This is a genomic window from Streptomyces sp. NBC_00873, assembly GCF_045207415.1.
Lineage (GTDB): Bacteria > Actinomycetota > Actinomycetes > Streptomycetales > Streptomycetaceae > Streptomyces.
Map to the genome: position 1 here is coordinate 4,167,357 of NZ_CP108803.1, position 16,886 is coordinate 4,184,242.

Annotated in this window: 12 protein-coding genes and 1 pseudogene; 6 read left to right on the plus strand and 7 right to left on the minus strand. The window is 72.1% G+C overall.

From position 1 onward, the window contains the following. Positions 1–6 precede the first annotated feature (6 nt). Positions 7–2,466 carry a helicase C-terminal domain-containing protein gene (locus tag OH809_RS19000; protein ID WP_406515379.1) on the plus strand — a complete coding sequence of 820 codons (2,460 nt, stop codon included), beginning with the start codon at positions 7–9 and terminating at the stop codon, positions 2,464–2,466. A 118-nt stretch (positions 2,467–2,584) separates the two neighbouring features. Then, a complete protein-coding gene (locus OH809_RS19005) occupies positions 2,585–2,995 on the plus strand; it encodes a DUF4158 domain-containing protein (RefSeq protein ID WP_406421283.1) in 411 nt (136 codons plus the stop codon). 12 nt (positions 2,996–3,007) lie between these two features. On the opposite strand, the gene OH809_RS19010 is transcribed toward OH809_RS19005, so the two are convergent. Together OH809_RS19010 and OH809_RS19015 are read right to left on the minus strand one after the other, a co-directional pair. Next, positions 3,008–4,309, minus strand: a complete 1,302-nt coding sequence (locus tag OH809_RS19010; RefSeq protein ID WP_406515380.1) for a cytochrome P450 — start codon at positions 4,307–4,309, stop codon at positions 3,008–3,010. A 419-nt stretch (positions 4,310–4,728) separates the two neighbouring features. Further along, positions 4,729–5,241 carry a hypothetical protein gene (locus OH809_RS19015; protein ID WP_406421281.1) on the minus strand — a complete coding sequence of 171 codons (513 nt, stop codon included), beginning with the start codon at positions 5,239–5,241 and terminating at the stop codon, positions 4,729–4,731. A 148-nt stretch (positions 5,242–5,389) separates the two neighbouring features. On the opposite strand from OH809_RS19015, the gene OH809_RS19020 reads away from it, so the two are divergent. Then, positions 5,390–7,033 carry a DNA repair helicase XPB gene (locus OH809_RS19020; RefSeq protein WP_406421280.1) on the plus strand — a complete coding sequence of 548 codons (1,644 nt, stop codon included), beginning with the start codon at positions 5,390–5,392 and terminating at the stop codon, positions 7,031–7,033. Between the two features lie 142 nt (positions 7,034–7,175). Here the strand turns inward: OH809_RS19020 and OH809_RS19025 are convergent. Beyond that, positions 7,176–7,358, minus strand: a pseudogene (locus tag OH809_RS19025) (hypothetical protein); the annotation flags it as partial. A 384-nt stretch (positions 7,359–7,742) separates the two neighbouring features. On the opposite strand from OH809_RS19025, the gene OH809_RS19030 reads away from it, so the two are divergent. Further along, positions 7,743–9,905, plus strand: coding sequence for a HelD family protein (locus OH809_RS19030; RefSeq protein WP_406421279.1), 2,163 nt, complete (start codon positions 7,743–7,745; stop codon positions 9,903–9,905). A gap of 121 nt (positions 9,906–10,026) precedes the next feature. Here OH809_RS19030 and OH809_RS19035 read toward each other — a convergent pair whose 3' ends face one another. Further along, positions 10,027–10,716 (minus strand): copper homeostasis protein CutC, encoded by a 690-nt coding sequence (locus tag OH809_RS19035; RefSeq protein ID WP_406421278.1) that lies wholly within the window; start codon positions 10,714–10,716, stop codon positions 10,027–10,029. Positions 10,717–10,970: 254 nt separating this feature from the next. Here OH809_RS19035 and OH809_RS19040 point away from each other — a divergent pair, with 254 nt between their 5' ends. Further along, positions 10,971–13,253, plus strand: a complete 2,283-nt coding sequence (locus OH809_RS19040) for a heavy metal translocating P-type ATPase (RefSeq protein WP_406515381.1) — start codon at positions 10,971–10,973, stop codon at positions 13,251–13,253. A gap of 30 nt (positions 13,254–13,283) precedes the next feature. Here the strand turns inward: OH809_RS19040 and OH809_RS19045 are convergent, their stop codons facing one another. The 3 genes from OH809_RS19045 to OH809_RS19055 are packed head-to-tail and all read right to left on the minus strand — an operon-like array spanning position 13,284 to position 15,675. Next, positions 13,284–14,144 (minus strand): biotin-dependent carboxyltransferase family protein, encoded by an 861-nt coding sequence (locus OH809_RS19045; RefSeq protein ID WP_406421276.1) that lies wholly within the window; start codon positions 14,142–14,144, stop codon positions 13,284–13,286. Next, a complete protein-coding gene (locus OH809_RS19050; RefSeq protein WP_406421275.1) occupies positions 14,141–14,929 on the minus strand; it encodes an allophanate hydrolase subunit 1 in 789 nt (262 codons plus the stop codon). Before OH809_RS19050 ends, OH809_RS19045 begins: the two co-directional genes overlap by 4 nt. Continuing rightward, positions 14,926–15,675, minus strand: a complete 750-nt coding sequence (locus OH809_RS19055; protein WP_406425109.1) for a LamB/YcsF family protein — start codon at positions 15,673–15,675, stop codon at positions 14,926–14,928. Before OH809_RS19055 ends, OH809_RS19050 begins: the two co-directional genes overlap by 4 nt. A gap of 164 nt (positions 15,676–15,839) precedes the next feature. Between OH809_RS19055 and OH809_RS19060 the strand changes: the two genes are divergently transcribed. Further along, positions 15,840–16,556 (plus strand): GntR family transcriptional regulator, encoded by a 717-nt coding sequence (locus OH809_RS19060; RefSeq protein ID WP_406421274.1) that lies wholly within the window; start codon positions 15,840–15,842, stop codon positions 16,554–16,556. Positions 16,557–16,886 lie beyond the last annotated feature (330 nt).

Consider the following 16,886-nt stretch of genomic DNA (forward strand, 5'->3'; position numbering starts at 1 on the left):
GGACGGATGGGGATGACCACACCACCGCGGACGCTCGCCGAAGCGCTGCGCGCCCGGGACGACGAGTCGCTGGCCGGGCTGCTGCGTGCCCGTCCCGACCTCCTGTCTCCCGTGCCGAACGACATCACCCAGCTGGCGACGAGAGCCGGCACCCGTGCCTCTGTCGTGCGCGCACTGGAGCACCTCGACCGGTTCGCCCTGCAGACCGCGGAGGCGCTCGCGGTCGCACCCGACCCGGCCTCGTACGACACCCTTCTCGCCCTCCTCACGGGCGACGGCCAGGACGACGGCGCGCAGCGCGACGACTCGGGTGCGGCAATCCGGGACGCGGCGCCCGGAGCCCTCGCGACCTTGCGCGAACAGGCCCTGGTCTGGGGCGAGGACGACCGGCTGCGGCTGGTCCGTACCGCGCGCGAACTTCTCGCCCCGTCCCCGCAGCACCCCTCCCCCACCGGTCTCGGGCCGACCGTCGCCGAGGCCACGGCCGGCATGTCGCCGGGCCGGCTGCAGGAGATCCTGGCGGCGGCCGGGCTGCCCGCCACACACGACCCGGTCTCCGCCGTGGCCGCGCTGGCCGCGCTGTTCACCGACCGGACCAGGATGGGCGAGCTGCTGGACACCGCGCCGATGGAGGCGCTCGCCGTACTGGACCGGCTGGTGTGGGGTCCGCCGTACGGGGAAGTGACCCCGAACCCGACCCCGCCCGTGAAGTGGCTGCGCGACCGCGGGCTGTTGCTGCCCGTGTCGACGCGCACCGTCGTCCTGCCGCGCGAGGCGGCGCTGCATCTGCGGGCCGGGCGCGCCCACCGCGTACCGGAGCCGCTGCCGCCCGCCGTCGTGGCGGCCGCGACCCGCGATCCCCAGTCTGTGGACAGTGCGGCCGCAGGCCAGGCGTGCCTGGCGGTGTCCACCGTCGAGGAACTCCTGACGAGCTGGAACGGCGGCGGCCCCGCCATGCTCCGGGCCGGCGGCCTCAGCGTCCGCGAGCTGAAGCGGACGGCGTCCGTCCTCGACGTGTCCGAGCCGATCGCCGCGTTCTGGCTCGAACTCGCCTACGCGGCCGGGCTGCTGGCCTCCGACGGCGAGGCCGACGAGCGGTACGCGCCGACGCCCGCATACGACGACTGGACCGAACTCCCCACCCAGGACCGCTGGGTGCGCCTCGCGACCGCCTGGCTCTCCGCCACCCGCACCGCCGGTCTGGTCGGCGGCCAGGACGCCAAGGGCCGGGCCCTGTCCGCGCTCGGCCCCGAACTGGACCGCTCGGCCGCATTCGAGGTACGCCACCGCATCCTGGCCCTGCTCGCCTCCCTGCCCCCCGGCACCGCCCCGGACCCGGAGACACTGCTCGCCCGGCTCCGCTGGGAACGGCCGCTGCGCGGCGCCTCCGCGTCCGCCGGGGACACCACCGACCTCCGGTCCCGGATCGCCCTGTGGACACTGAACGAGTCCGAACTCCTCGGCATCACCGGCCGCGGCGCACTCTCCTCCCAGTCCCGCGCCCTGCTCGACTCCGGGCCCGCCGAGGCGGCCGCGCTGCTCGCCCCGCTCATCCCGGAGCCTCTCGGTCACGTCCTGCTGCAGGCCGACCTGACGGCCGTCGCGCCCGGCCCGCTGGAGCGCCCCCTCGCGGACACGCTGTCCGTCCTCGCGGACATCGAGTCGAAGGGCGGCGCGACCGTCTACCGGTTCACGCCCGGCTCCGTACGCCGCGCGCTGGACGCCGGACAGTCCGCGGCCGATCTGCACGCGTTCCTCGCCACGCACAGCCGTACGCCGGTCCCGCAGCCGCTCAGCTATCTCATCGACGACGTCGCCCGCCGCCACGGCCATCTGCGGATCGGCACCGCGTCGGCGTACGTGCGCTGCGACGACGAGGCCGTGCTGGGCGAGATCCTCGCCGACAAACGCTCGGCCACCCTGCGCCTGCGCCGCCTCGCCCCGACGGCGCTGGCCGCCCAGATCGACCCGGCGTCCCTGCTCGAAGGGCTGCGCGAGATGGGGTACGCGCCCGCCGCCGAGTCCGCCGAGGGCGATGTCCTGATCACCCGAGCGGGCACCCGCCGCACTCCTCCCCGTACACCCCCCGTGCCGGTCCCCGAGGGCCCGCCGCTCCCCGACGGAACGCTGCTGGGCGCGGCGGTACGGGCGATCCGCGCCGGGGACACGGCCGCCACCGTCGTCCGCAAGGACACCTCCCCGGAACCCGCGGCCCCGGCCGGTTCACTGCCTCGTACGACCTCCGCCGAGACTCTCGCGACCGTGCAGGCGGCGGCCATGACGGGCTCGGCGCTCTGGATCGGCTACGTCAATGCGGACGGCGCTGCCAGCCAGCGCGTCATCGCGCCGGTGCGGGTCGAGGGCGGCTTCGTGACGGCGTACGACCACACGGCGGACGAGATCCGTACGTACCCGCTGCACCGGGTCACGGGCGTCGCGGAACTGGCCGACTCCGAAGACGCCTGACAGCCCTTAGAGGCCCCTGGGGAGGATCGGAACGACCAGTAGCGACAACTGCTCGATCTTGATTCCGGTTCGATGACTCGCCCTGTTTCCGCTGTTCAGCCGCACTACGTTCCGGTTCATGCCAGTCGATTTTCTCTCTGATGACCAGGTCTCCCGCTACGGCCGGTTCGCTGCCGCGCCGACGCCCGGGGAGCTGGAGCAGTTCTTCCGTCTGGATACGCAGGCGCTGACGGCTGCGCGGGCGAAGCGTGCGTCGGCGAACCGGCTGGGGTGGGCGGTGCAGTGGGGCTGCGTGCGGATGCTGGGCGGCTTCCCCACCGAGGACTTGTCCGTGGTCCCGGATGTGGTGGTCCGGTTCGCCGCCGAGCAGCTTGCTATCGAGGCGGGCGAGTTCGCCGTGTACGGGGCGCGGCGCCAGAACCGGTATGAGCACGCGTGGGAGATCCGGGATGTCTGCGGGTACCGGGAGGAAGCACGCGAACCTCAACTGCCTGGGCCGCCACAGCTTCCGCGCCACCGTCCGGGCTGACGGGGACTGCCCTCAGCTGCGCAAGGTGGCACGCAGGCGCAGGCCGACAGTTGCGAGACCTTCGAAGGTGGTGACCTGGTAGCTGGGTTCCGGTCCGGGCGGCTCGCTCAAGTGGTAGCGGCGGGCGGTCTGCGCAGTCAGGAGCGTCAGCATCGCCATGGCCAGAGCGGCTCCCTCGCAGCCATGCGGCCCGGTACCGAAGGAGAGGAAGACCCCGGGTTTCGCCGGCGAGCCCGAATCATCGAGCCAGCGCTCGGGCCGGAACTGGTCCGGCTCGGGGTATTCCCGTGCGTCGCGGTGGGCGGTGTAGGGGCAGACGAGAACGGTGGACCCGGCGTCGATGGTGTAGTCGGCGAGCTGAGTCTGCCGCGTGGCGCGCCGGGTCAGTAGCCAGCTCGGGGGGTGCAGTCGGAGCACCTCGCGTACCAGTGCCTGGGTGTATTGCAGGCTGTCGAGGTGGGTGCTGGTCGTCGCGGCCGGGTCCGCGGGCAGCAAAGCTGCTTCGGCCGCGACGCGGCCCGCTGCCTGGGGGTACCGGGCCAGGTGGAGCAGAATCCATCCGGCTGCCCGGGAAGGTGTCTCGAAGGTGGCGAGGGTGATTCCGGGGAGAGGGTCGAGGATGGCCTCTTCCGGCAGTAGGCCATAGCGGGAGGAGGGCCGGAGCATCTGTCCCAGCACGTCGTCACCGAGCCGGCCCGATGAACGGCGTCGGCGGACGATGGGCCGCAAAGCGTTGATGAAGGCGAGTTGCTGCCGTGTGCGGAACCGCCGTACCGGTGTGGGGACCCAGCGCGGCCATACCCAGCGCGAGGGGCGTACGAGCGCCTCCCGGGCCAGGAAGAGCTGTGAGGCAAAGGGCAGCAGGGTGGGAGCATCTTCGGAGAAGAGGTAGCGCACGCCGATCTCTGCCAGGGCATGCCGGACCGGGGGCAGAATCTCGAAGTCCTGGCCCGTGGGCCACTGGTCAGCAAATCGAGCGGCCCTGGGCGCGATTTCACCGATCCGGGCTGCAACCGCCTGCGGGCGTAGTCCGCGCATGCGGGCGGCGTGAGCGTGCGCACGCTCCTCAGGCGTCGGTGCTCCGCTCGACCGCTTCAACGGCGGGAAGAGAGGCGAGGGCGGCTTGGGGAAGTCCTGCGCGCGGCGCAGGACTGCTTCACACGGCCCAGCCGTAGCGGCTACGTAGACACCCGGCTCCAGTTGCCAGACGTCCCCGCACTCGGCAGCGCCACGGCGCGCCAGTGCCAGCCGGTCGCGGCTCCAGGCCGCGAAGCTGCCTTCGGGCAACCGCGGCGGCTCATACATTCGGCCCATGGGATCGCCCCCTGACTCTCGTACCTGTCCGGGCCGAAATCGTCGGCAGCGTAGCTGGCCGACGGGCGCCCGGGGGCTCCCGCCGGCAGTGCGGTCAGACCCGGTCGTCGCCGCCTTACGCACCCCAGTCGTGTTCCCCGTACGCACCGTAGTGGCGGGTGAAGGACAGCTTGCCGAGCAGCTTGGCGATCATGATGCGCTCCTCTCGCCTGTCTGAGCCCTCCCAGCCGAGGGTTCAACAAAGGAATTCCCGCCAGCACCAAATGCCATACATGCCATATATGTCATATTCAGAGCATCAGTCGCACGCATGGATATAAGGCGCGTGCTTGCGGGCTGGGCCCGCAGCCAGCCAACGCCGCCCCGGTGCTGGAGGTCAGTGCCGCCCCCGGCCGCGAGGTGTGGCGGCGCCGGTCACCTCAAGACCGGGGGCACCGACGCCCCGAGGGAGCGGAACGGCTTTCGTGCGAACTGCGCGTGGCGGAGCGGTCGCCAGCAGCTACCACACCGGCCGCTTCACCAAGGTGCCCCGGCTCGCCGAGCTCCTGGAGCCACCGCCAGCGCGGCTGCTCGGTGACCACGGCGGCCGCCGCGAGCAGCGTCACCGGAACGGCCGCCCACACCGGCCACAGCAGCCACGACGAGACGACGGCAGCGCCCAGTTCGGCCAGCACCATCAGGATCGTGGCCCAGCCCGGCACGGCGACGAGCACACTGTTCTTGTCGCCCGGGGTGGCCAGAACGGCCGGCAGGCCGATCAGCACCACCAGCGACAGCGCGGCGAGCAGCCATGAGTGGCCGGCCAGCACCCAGGGGGTGGCCACCCAGGCGACGAGTTCGGTGCAGAAGCGCAGTACGGACGGTATGCGGTCGTCCGGACGCGCGGAAGCGGTTCGTTCCGGGGTCGTTGCCCCGGCAGTGGCATCGGTCACGCACGGACCATGACACGTTTCCCGCCCCCGCGGCGGGCGGACGGCCGGACGTCCCGCCGGCCGACACCGACGCACCACCTGCCCCGCATGCGGCACACTGGACGTTTGGCCGCACGGGCGGCCACCCCCGCAGAAAGGGCCGAGACGCGTGACCGGACCCCTCATCGTCCAGAGCGACAAGACACTGCTCCTGGAAGTCGACCACGAGCAGGCCGACGCCTGCCGTCGTGCGATCGCCCCGTTCGCGGAGCTGGAGCGTGCGCCCGAGCACATCCACACCTACCGGCTGACGCCGCTCGGACTGTGGAACGCGCGCGCCGCCGGGCACGACGCCGAGCAGGTCGTCGACGCCCTCGTGCAGTACTCCCGCTACCCGGTGCCGCACGCGCTGCTCGTCGACATCGCCGAGACGATGGCCCGGTACGGCCGCCTCACGCTCTCCAAGAACCCGGTCCACGGGCTGGTGCTGACCTCCACCGACCGGCCGGTGCTGGAGGAGATCCTCCGGTCGAAGAAGGTCCAGCCGCTGGTCGGGGCGCGGATCGACCCGGACACCGTGGCGGTGCACCCGTCCGAGCGCGGGCAGATCAAGCAGACGCTGCTGAAGCTGGGCTGGCCCGCCGAGGACCTTGCCGGGTACGTGGACGGCGAAGCCCACCCGATCGAGCTGGCCGAGGACGGCTGGGCGCTGCGTCCGTACCAGAAGCAGGCCGTCGAAGGGTTCTGGCACGGCGGCTCCGGGGTGGTCGTACTGCCGTGCGGTGCGGGCAAGACGCTGGTCGGGGCCGGTGCGATGGCGGAGGCCAAGGCGACCACGCTGATTCTGGTGACGAACACCGTCTCGGCCCGGCAGTGGAAGCACGAACTGGTGAAGCGGACCTCGCTGACCGAGGACGAGATCGGCGAGTACAGCGGTGCGCGCAAGGAGATCCGGCCGGTCACCATCGCCACCTACCAGGTACTGACGACCCGCCGTAAGGGCATCTACCCGCACCTGGAGCTGTTCGACTCCCGCGACTGGGGTCTGGTGATCTACGACGAGGTGCATCTGCTGCCCGCCCCCGTCTTCAAGTTCACCGCCGACCTGCAGGCCCGGCGGCGGCTCGGTCTTACCGCGACGCTGGTGCGCGAGGACGGGCGCGAGTCGGACGTCTTCTCGTTGATCGGTCCCAAGCGGTTCGACGCTCCGTGGAAGGAGATCGAGGCGCAGGGCTACATCGCGCCCGCCGACTGTGTCGAGGTGCGGGTCAATCTGACGGACTCGGAGCGGCTGGCGTACGCGACCGCCGAGGCGGAGGAGAAGTACCGGTTCTGCGCGACGACCGCGACGAAGCGGAAGGTGACGGAGGCGCTGGTGCGCAAGCACCGGGGCGAGCAGACTCTCGTCATCGGGCAGTACATCGACCAGCTCGACGAGCTGGGTGAGCATCTGGGCGCCCCGGTCATCAAGGGCGAGACGAGCAACGTGCAGCGCGAGAAGCTCTTCGACGCGTTCCGTGAGGGCGAGCTCAACGTCCTTGTTGTGTCGAAGGTCGCGAACTTCTCGATCGACCTGCCGGAGGCGACCGTCGCCATTCAGGTGTCGGGCACATTCGGCTCGCGGCAGGAGGAGGCACAGCGGCTCGGCCGGGTGCTGCGGCCGAAGGCGGACGGGCACGAGGCCCGGTTCTACTCGGTGGTCGCCCGCGACACGATCGACCAGGACTTCGCGGCGCACCGCCAGCGGTTCCTGGCCGAGCAGGGGTACGCGTACCGGATCGTGGACGCGGACGAGTTGCTGACGGACAACTGAACCGAGCGGTCCCGCCCGGTCAGCCGCCGAGTTCGCGCCGTAATCGGTTTTCGCGGCGTACTCGGTGGGCGCGCTGTTCTCAGTGGGCGCGGCGTGCTCGGTGGTCGTGCTGTTCTCGGTGGTCGTGCCGTTCTCGGTGGTCGCGGCGGAGGACGCCCGCCTCCTCCGCGTACTCGCCGAGGACGGCCACGCCGAACGCGGCGCGTGCGAAGACCTTGACGGCGCGCACGGCATCGCCGACGTGGTGGGTGGGCGGGTGACCGGTGGCCGCGGTCGCACCGTGCGCGGGGCCGGTGCCGTGTGGGTTCAGACTGACGGTGCTCATGTAGTCCATGGTCCTTCTCCCGTTCCGCAAAGGCATCGGCCCGCGGGCGGAATCCCCGTGGGCTTCGCACAGGTCTCCGGTCGAACGCCGTCCCCTACGGGTGGGCCGGGGGTGGAAAAGGGGCGGGCCCGGCAGCCCAATTCATTCGACCCCGCCGGTCGCGGTCGATACAATCGCCGGTCTGCCCGCCTCCCGCACCGTGGTACCGGTTCTTCGCCGGCAGCCGGGGGAGCGCCGCCGGCCGGACGGAAACCGGCCGACAGCCGCACGCGCACCAGCGTGCGTACCCCGTGATCGATCCCCGAGCGGACCGCATCGCCCCTGGCACGTGACCGGGTGCGAGCTGCGGTCCGCCGTCCTGCGTCAAAAGCCGGAGGCAACACCGTGCCCGCGCACGAACACGAAGCCGTCACGACCACCACCGATGCGCTGGCCCGCGAGCGCGCCCATCTCGCCGCGTCCCGCGCCGCGCTGCGGGCCATGCGCGAGGACGCGCAGGCCCTCGACATCCGCGATGTCACCGCGAACTGGGTGAACGCCGTCGTCCTGCAGGCCCAGATCGACGAACGCATCAAGGCGCTCGCCGATCTGTCGCACACCCCGCTCTTCTTCGGCCGCCTCGACTATCTGCACCGGGTCGGCGCGGATCAGGCCGAGGGCGCATCAAGAGGGGCGGCGCGAAGCGCCTCGGCCAAGGGTGGTGGTGGGCGACGGGAGGGCGAACAGTTCTACATCGGGCGCCGCCACGTCCATGACGCCGACGGCGACCCGATGGTCATCGACTGGCGTGCGCCCGTCTCGCAGCCGTTCTACCGGGCTTCGAAGAAGGACCCGCAGGACGTCGGACAGCGGCGCCGTTTCGGCTACACCGGCGGCGAACTGACCGCGTACGAGGACGAGCACCTCACCGACCCCACCGAGGCCGCGCAGACCAGCAAGCTGCTCCAGGCGGAGATCGAGCGGCCGCGCGTGGGTCCGATGCGCGACATCGTGGCGACGATCCAGCCGGAGCAGGACGAGATCGTCCGTAGCGGGCTGGGCGGGACGGTCTGCGTCCAGGGAGGCCCCGGTACGGGCAAGACCGCCGTCGGTCTGCACCGTGTCGCCTATCTGCTGTACGCGCACCGTGAGCGTCTCGCCCGCACCGGCACGCTGGTGATCGGTCCGAACCGGTCGTTCCTGCACTACATCGAGCAGGTGCTCCCGGCCCTCGGTGAGCTGGAGGTGAAGCAGGCGACCGTCGACGATCTGGTGGCGGCACATGTCGAGGTGCGGGGATCGGACGCGGCGGAGGCGGCCGTCGTCAAGGGTGACGCCCGGATGGCGGAGGTGCTGCGGCGGGCGATCCGTTCGCATGTGACGCTGCCGACGGAGCCCGTGATGGTGGTGCGCGGTTCGCGGCGGTGGCGGGTGCCCGCGTACGAACTGGAGGAGATGGTCACCGAGTTGCTGGCCCGCGACATGCGGTACGGCGCGGCGCACGAGGCGCTCCCGCAGCGGATCGCGCACGCCGTCCTCGTCCGGATGGAGGAGGCCGGCGAGGCACCCGACGACCGGGTGCAGAACGCGGTGGCCCGTACTCCGGCGGTCAAGGCGGCCGTGAAGGCGATCTGGCCCGCGGTCGATCCGGCGAAGCTGGTGCTGCGACTGCTCTGCGACCCGGAGTTCCTGGCCGCGCACGCGGACGGGCTGCTCACCGAGGACGAGCAGAAGACGATCCTGTGGACGCTGCCTGGATCCGGCGGAAGGGCGACCCGCAGCGTGAAGTCGGCGAAGTGGTCGGCGGCGGACGCGGTGCTGATCGACGAGGCGAGCGATCTGGTGGCACGTACGCACTCGCTCGGCCATGTCGTCCTCGACGAGGCGCAGGACCTGTCGCCCATGCAGTACCGGGCGGTGGGACGGCGGTGCACGACGGGTTCGGCGACGGTGCTCGGCGACCTGGCGCAGGGGACGACGCCGTGGTCGACGGAGAGCTGGGCGCAGGCGCTGCACCACCTGGGCAAGGAGGACGCCGTGGTGGAGGAGCTGACGGCGGGCTTCCGTGTGCCGAGGGAGGTCATTGCGTACGCGTCACGGCTGCTGCCGGTGATCTCGCCGGGACTTGCGGCGGTGGAGTCGGTGCGTGAGTCGCCGGGTTCGCTGGCGGTACGGGAGGTGCCCGGCGCGGCCGGACTGGACGCGGCGGTGCTCGCGGCCTGCGAGGAGTCGCTGGCGCAGGAGGGATCGATCGGGCTGATCGCGGCGGACGCGCGGATCCCGGTGCTGGCGGAGGCGCTGACTGCGGCGGGTCACGCGTATCTGTCGCCGGGCGAGGAGACGACGGCCGAGTCGCGGCTGACGCTGGTCCCGGCGTCGCTGGCGAAGGGCCTGGAGTACGACTACGTGGTGCTGGACGAGCCGGCGGCGGTGGTCGACGGCGAACCGGACGAACGCACGGGTCTGCGCCGGCTGTACGTGGCGCTGACCCGTGCGGTGTCGGGGCTGACGGTGGTGCATGCGGCGGAGCTGCCGGAGGTGCTCGGGGGTACCGGGGTCGTCCGGTAGCCGCTTTGTCCTCACACGCCGGACGGGCCGGGAAATCAAGCCCGTCCGGCGTGTGAGGACGGAACCGGTCACCCCGGTGAGCCCGACCCGCACGGCCCCGGCATCCGCACCCACCCCCGCCCTACGCGTCGAGCCGCGCCCGCCACTCCCGTACCGCCGCCGCGTCCACCGGGGCGTCCCATCCCTTGGGCCGCGCCGCGCCCCCGATGTGCACCGCGTCGATGCCCGCGACCAGCAGCTTGGGCAGGTGTTCGAGCCGGAGCCCGCCCCCCACCAGGATCTGCGGCTCGTACCCGGGCTCACCCTTGTGGGCGGCGTCCGCGAGCAGCGTCGGGATGCCGTCGTCGACGCCCCGCGCCGATCCCGCCGTGAGGTACGTGTCGAGGCCCGGCAGGTCCGCCAGCTGCTTGCGCAGGGTGTCCCGGTCGGCGGCGCGGTCGATCGCGCGGTGGAACGTCCAGCGGCAGCCGTCCAGCTCGGCGACGAGCCGTTCGACGGCGACGAGGTCCGCGCGGCCCGCCACGTCCAGGAAGCCGAGGACGAATTCATCGGCGCCCGCGGCCCGCAGCTCGCGCGCCTTGCGTACGAGCACTTCGATGTCACCGGCGGCGAATCCGTCCGCCACCCTGAGCATCACGCGCAGCGGAATGTCGACCGCGGCGCGGATCTCCGCGAAGGTCGCACAGGACGGGGTCAGGCCGTCCGACGCCATGTCGGTGACCAGCTCCAGCCGGTCCGCACCACCCGCCTGGGCAGCGACCGCGTCCTCCGCGTCGAGAGCGATCACCTCCAGGACCGCACGGTTGCTCATGGGACCCCATTCCTCCAGTAAGCAGCTACAGGTCTAGTCCAGTGGCCAGCCTACGGGCCGGTCGCGCGAAGGCGAAGCCTCGGCGCGAACGCGAAGCTACGCGAGGCCGGAGCGGCACCCGGCAACCGGACGCGCATGATCCATCTCTCGAATCCGGATCCACTCTTGCACTTCATAGGGGTGGGGGGTATACATGGATCAGGATTAGATACCCCCTAGGGGTATAAAGCTCCGTCAACGCCTGGGAGGAAACCGTGTCCGCGCATACCGCCGCAACCGGCATCGGCACCGACACCACCGCAGAGGTCGAGCTCGCCATCGGCGGCATGACCTGCGCATCGTGCGCGGCCCGCATCGAAAAGAAGCTGAACCGGATGGACGGCGTCACCGCCACCGTCAACTACGCCACGGAGAAGGCCAAGGTCAGCTACCGGGGCGAGGACATCTCCGTACAGGACCTGATCGCCACGGTCGAGAAGACCGGCTACACCGCGCAGGAGCCCGCGCCCCCGGTACCTGCCGGGGAAGGCGCCCCGTCAGAAGACGAAGTGGAAGCCGATGAGCTCCGTCCGCTGCGGCAGCGGCTGCTCACCGCCGTGGTGCTCGCCGTCCCGGTGATCGCGATGGCGATGATCCCGGCGCTCCAGTTCGACTACTGGCAGTGGCTGTCGCTGACCCTGACGGCCCCGGTCGTCACGTATGCCGCCTGGCCGTTCCACCGTGCCGCCTGGACCAATGCCCGGCACGGTGCGGCGACGATGGACACGCTGATCTCGCTCGGTACGTCGGCCGCGTTCCTGTGGTCGCTGTGGGCGCTGTTCTTCGGCACGGCGGGGATGACAGGCATGACGCACCCCTTCGAGCTGACCATCGGGCGCAGTGACGGCGCCGGGAACATCTATCTGGAGGCGGCGGCCGGCGTCACCGCGTTCATCCTGGCCGGACGCTATTTCGAGGCCCGTTCCAAGCGGAAGGCGGGCGCCGCGCTCAAGGCGCTGCTGGAGCTGGGCGCCAAGGAGGTCACCGTGGTGCGGGGCGGCCGCGAGGTGACCGTCCCGACGGCGGAACTGCAGGTCGGGGACCGGTTCCTGGTCCGCCCCGGCGAGAAGATCGCCACTGACGGCACAGTCGTCGAGGGCGCCTCGGCGGTGGACGCGTCGATGCTCACCGGCGAGTCCGTGCCGGTCGAGGTCGGTGCCGGGGACTCCGTCACCGGCGCCACGCTCAACGCGGGCGGCCGGCTCGTCGTCGAGGCGACACGGATCGGCGCCGACACGCAGCTGGCGCGGATGGCGAAGCTCGTCGAGGACGCGCAGAACGGCAAGGCGGCGGCTCAGCGGCTGGCCGACCGGATCTCCGCGGTCTTCGTGCCCGTGGTCATCGCGCTCGCGCTCGGCACGCTGGGGTTCTGGCTGGGCAACGGGGCGGGTCTGACGGCCGCGTTCACGGCCGCCGTCGCCGTACTGATCATCGCCTGCCCGTGCGCGCTGGGCCTCGCCACTCCGACCGCCCTCATGGTGGGGACCGGACGCGGCGCGCAGCTCGGCATCCTGATCAAGGGCCCGGAAGTTCTGGAGACCACGCGTCGCGTCGACACGATCGTCCTGGACAAGACCGGCACGGTCACCACCGGCCGGATGACGCTGCTGGACGTGCACACGGCGGACGGTACGGACGAGCGCGAAGTGCTGCGGCTCGCGGGCGCCCTGGAGCACTCCTCGGAACACCCCATCGCCCAGGCCGTCGCTGCCGGAGCCGCCGAGCGCACCGATGCCGCCTTGCCCACCCCCGAGGACTTCGCCAACATCGCGGGGCTCGGCGTGCAGGGTGTCGTCGAGGGGCACGCCGTCCTCGTCGGCCGTGAGCAGCTGCTCGCCGAGTGGGAGATCCACCTGCCGGTGGAGCTGGCCCGGCACAAGGCCGCGGCGGAGGCCGCCGGCCGGACGGCCATCGCGGTCGCCTGGGACGGCGAGGCACGGGCGGTCCTCGAAGTCGCCGACGCGGTGAAGGACACCAGTGCGGAGGCCATTCGGCGGCTGCGGGCCCTGGGGCTGACCCCGATCCTGCTCACCGGTGACAACCGGGCGGTGGCCGAGGCGGTCGCGGCCGAGGTCGGGATCGAGAAGGTGTACGCGGAGGTCATGCCGAAGGACAAGGTCGACGTCGTCAAGGAACTCCAGTCCCAGGGCCGTTCGGTCGCCATGGTCGGTGACGGCGTCAACGACGCGGCCGCTCTCGCCCAGGCCGATCTGGGCCTGGCGATGGGTACGGGTACGGACGCCGCGATCGAGGCCGGCGACCTGACGCTGGTACGCGGGGATCTGCGGGCCGCGGCGGACGCCATCCGCCTCTCCCGCAGGACGCTGGGCACCATCCGTACGAACCTGTTCTGGGCCTTCGCCTACAACGTGGCCGCCCTGCCGCTCGCCGCGGCCGGACTGCTCAACCCGATGATCGCGGGCGCCGCGATGGCGTTCTCGTCGGTCTTCGTGGTCGGCAACTCGCTGCGGCTGCGCGGGTTCAGGGCGGCGGCGTAGGAAGCCGCCCACCCCGACGGGGGCAGTCCCTCAGCCAGCCCTCACGAACCGCACCCGGCTTCCCGGCACCGCCTGTGCCGCCCCCGCGAGTGCGGTCTCGTGCACGACTCCGACGACCGGGTAACCCCCGGTCGTCGGATGGTCGTTGAGGAACACCACCGGGCGGCCGTCCGGCGGCACCTGGACGGCGCCGAGCACCATCCCCTCACTGGGCAGTTCGCCCTCGTGGGCGCGCGCCAGGGCCGGGCCCTCCGTGCGCAGGCCGATCCGGTTGCTGTGCGGCGAGACCCGGTACGTGGCCGTGGTGAACGTGCGCAGCGCCTCGTCCGTGAACCAGGTGTGGCGGGGGCCGAGGCGTACGGGGAGCACGAGTTCGGCGGGCGCGCCCGGCCAGGGCACGGCGTCGGGGGCCGCGGGCCTCGACGGCCCGTGCCCCAGCGGCAGTACGTCCCCCTCGCGCAGCGGGGCCGGGCCCAGCCCGGAGAGCAGATCCGCTGACCTGCTGCCCAGCACCGGTTCCGGCAGCAGGCCGCCGCCGAACGCCAGATAGCTGCGCAGCCCCCGCACCGCGGGGCCGGCGTCGAGCACCGCGCCCGCCGGTACCTGCACGGGTGTCCCCCAGGCCACGGGCCGCCCGTCGACCGTGACCCGACAGGACGCACCGCCGACGACCGCGACCACGGGCCGGTCCGGGCGGACCGCGCAGCCGGTGGCGGTCGTCTCCAGCAGTGCCGCGTCCGCCGGGTTGCCGGCCAGCCGGTTGGCGAGGCGGCGGGAGGGAGCGTCCAGAGCCCCGGCGCGCGGCACCCCGAGGTGCGCCCAGCCGATACGGCCCGCGTCCTGAACGGTGGTCAGGGCTCCGGCCCTGACCACCTCGATGGCGCCGGTCACAGCCGCACCTCCGCCGCGACGAAGCGCACCCGTGCCCCGGGGCTCAGCAGGGCGGCCGGTTCCCGGGCCGGGTTCCACAGTTCGCCCGGCTGGGGCATCCGCCCGATGATCTGCCAGCCGCCGGGCGACGGGCGCGGGTACACCCCCGTGTACGCCCCCGCGAGGGCCAGCGCACCGGCCGGAACCCTGGTGCGCGGCGTCGCGCGGCGTGGCGTGTGCCGGTGCGCGGGGAGGCCGGTGAGGTAGCCGAAGCCGGGGGCGAACCCGCAGAAGGCCACGCGGAATTCGGTCCCGGCGTGGATGCGGGGCACGTCGGCGGCGGTGACGCCCCAGGCCGCCGCGACATCGGCGAGGTCCGGGCCGTCGTAGACGACGGGGATCTCGACGGCTTCCCCGGTGTCACGCCGCAGCGGCGGTATCCGCCAGGAGACGAGGTCCCGGGCGAGCCGCGCGCTGCCGTCCGGGGTACGGTCCGCGATGCCGTCGAGCAGGACGGTCCGGGCACCGGGAACGATCTCGCGTACGGCGGGCAGCTCGCCGCGTGCACGACGCCGCAGCAGCTCGGCGTGAAAGGCCTCGGCGTGCTCACCGGAGGACAGCTCCACGAGCAGCGCTCCCGACCCGGCGGGAAGAACGCGGATGCCGGCCGGCGCGCTCGCGTCGCCGGACGGGCGGGCGCTCGCCTCCGGCGACGCGGACGTACGCGCGTCGGACGACTCCGCCACGGGGACGCCCCGCTCGACCGTGACCGCGCGCGCGGCGCCGGCAGCCGCTCCCGCGTTCATGCGAATGCCCGCACGGCCACGCCCGCTTCTTCGAGCGCCGCTCTGATCCTGCGTGCCAGCGCCGCCGCACCCGGGGTGTCGCCGTGGACGCACAGCGAGCGTGCCGCGACCGGTATCCGGCTGCCGTCCGCGCCGGTGACCCCCCGGTCCACCGCCATCCCGACACTGCGGCGTACGACTTCGTCCTCGTCGTGCACCACCGCGCCGGGCACGCTCCGCGGGACCAGCGTGCCCTGCGGGGTGTACGCGCGGTCGGCGAAGGCCTCCTCGACGGCGGTGAGACCCGCGGCCCCGGCGTGGGCGAGCAGGCGCGAACCGGGGAGTCCGAGGACCACCAGGTCCCCGCCGGCCAGCCGGACGCCCTCGACCACGGCCGCGGCCTGGTCGTCGTCCCAGACGGCCCGGTTGTAGAGGGCACCGTGCGGTTTGACGTACGTGACGGTGGAGCCGGCCGCTTCGGCGAAGACCCGCAGGGCGCCGATCTGGTAGGCGATCTCGGCGGTGAGTTCGGCGGGTGGCACATCCATGGAGCGACGCCCGAAGCCGGCCAGATCGCGGTACGCGACCTGGGCGCCGATCCGTACGCCCCTGGCGGCCGCGGTCTCGCAGACCCGCCGCATCACGGAGGCGTCGCCCGCGTGGAACCCGCAGGCCACATTGGCGCTGGTGACGCAGTCGAGCAGCGCGTCGTCATCGGTGAGGGTCCAGTGCCCGAACCCTTCGCCGAGATCCGCGTTGAGATCCATCGGGTTCGTCGGACTCGCCGGGTTCGTCAGATCCATCACGAGCGCACGCTAGCGATTGTTCAACAATCTGACAAGGCCCGGCTCGGGAGCGGGATGCCGGTACGGTTCGCTGGGCAGAGAGTGCGCACCTGACGACGCGCACGGCAACAGGCAGGGGACGGGGCATGGCGGGGACTGCGGGCGGCCGGACTTCTCCGGATCTCTCGGAACTGGCGGCGGACAGCGCCTCCCTGGCCCGGTCCGGCACCGCCGAGCGGGTCGCCGCCATCCTGCGGGACCGGATCACCGAAGGCTACTTCCCGCCGGGCAGCCGGCTTTCCGAGGAGAGCATCAGCGGCGCCCTCGCCGTGTCCCGGAACACCCTGCGCGAGGCGTTCCGCCTGCTGTCGCACGAGCGCCTCCTGGAACACCGGCTCAACAAGGGCGTCTTCGTCCGCGTCCTGGCCGTCGACGACCTGGTGGACATCTACCGGGTCCGGCTGCTCGTCGAGTGCGCCGCCCTACGGACGCTGGGCGAGCCGCCCTACGACCTGACGGCCGTCGAAGCCGCCGTGTCGACGGGCGAGCAGGCGGCGCTGGCGGACGACTGGCCCGTCTGCTCGACCGCCAACATCCGCTTCCACCAGGCCCTCGCCGGACTCGCGAACAGTCCCCGCACGGACGAGCTGATGCGCAACGTCCTCGCCGAACTGCGGCTGGCCTTCCACGTGATGGCCGACCCGCGCCGCTTCCACGAGCCCTACCTCACCCGGAACAGGGAGATCGCGGACAGGCTCGCCGAGGGCGACGCGACGGGCGCCGAGCGGATGCTGGCCTTCTACCTGGAGGACTCACGGCGCCAGCTGGCGGAGGCGTACGCGGAGCGCCTGACCACGCGATAGCCCGGCCCGGTGCGCCCGCCCCGCGACAGCCCCGCTCCAACCGACCCCGCGCTTCGCGTCCCGCCGGCCCGTGCGATCCATCGGACGTTCCACAATCCTCGCCATCTCCCGAACCTCACCCCTCACGCCGGACGCCGGACTTCCCTCCGTTCAAAACTGCACATAGGGGACATCTCGCACCACTTGCCTCCCGCATCGACCGAATCGCGCACCGTCCGCCCGGGTCACACCACGTCCCCACCTCGCGCTTTTCGATCCATGTAGCCCACACCCTTGTGGGTTTGTTGAACAATCGCTTAATGTCTCGCGCACTACCCCGTCTGATCAGGA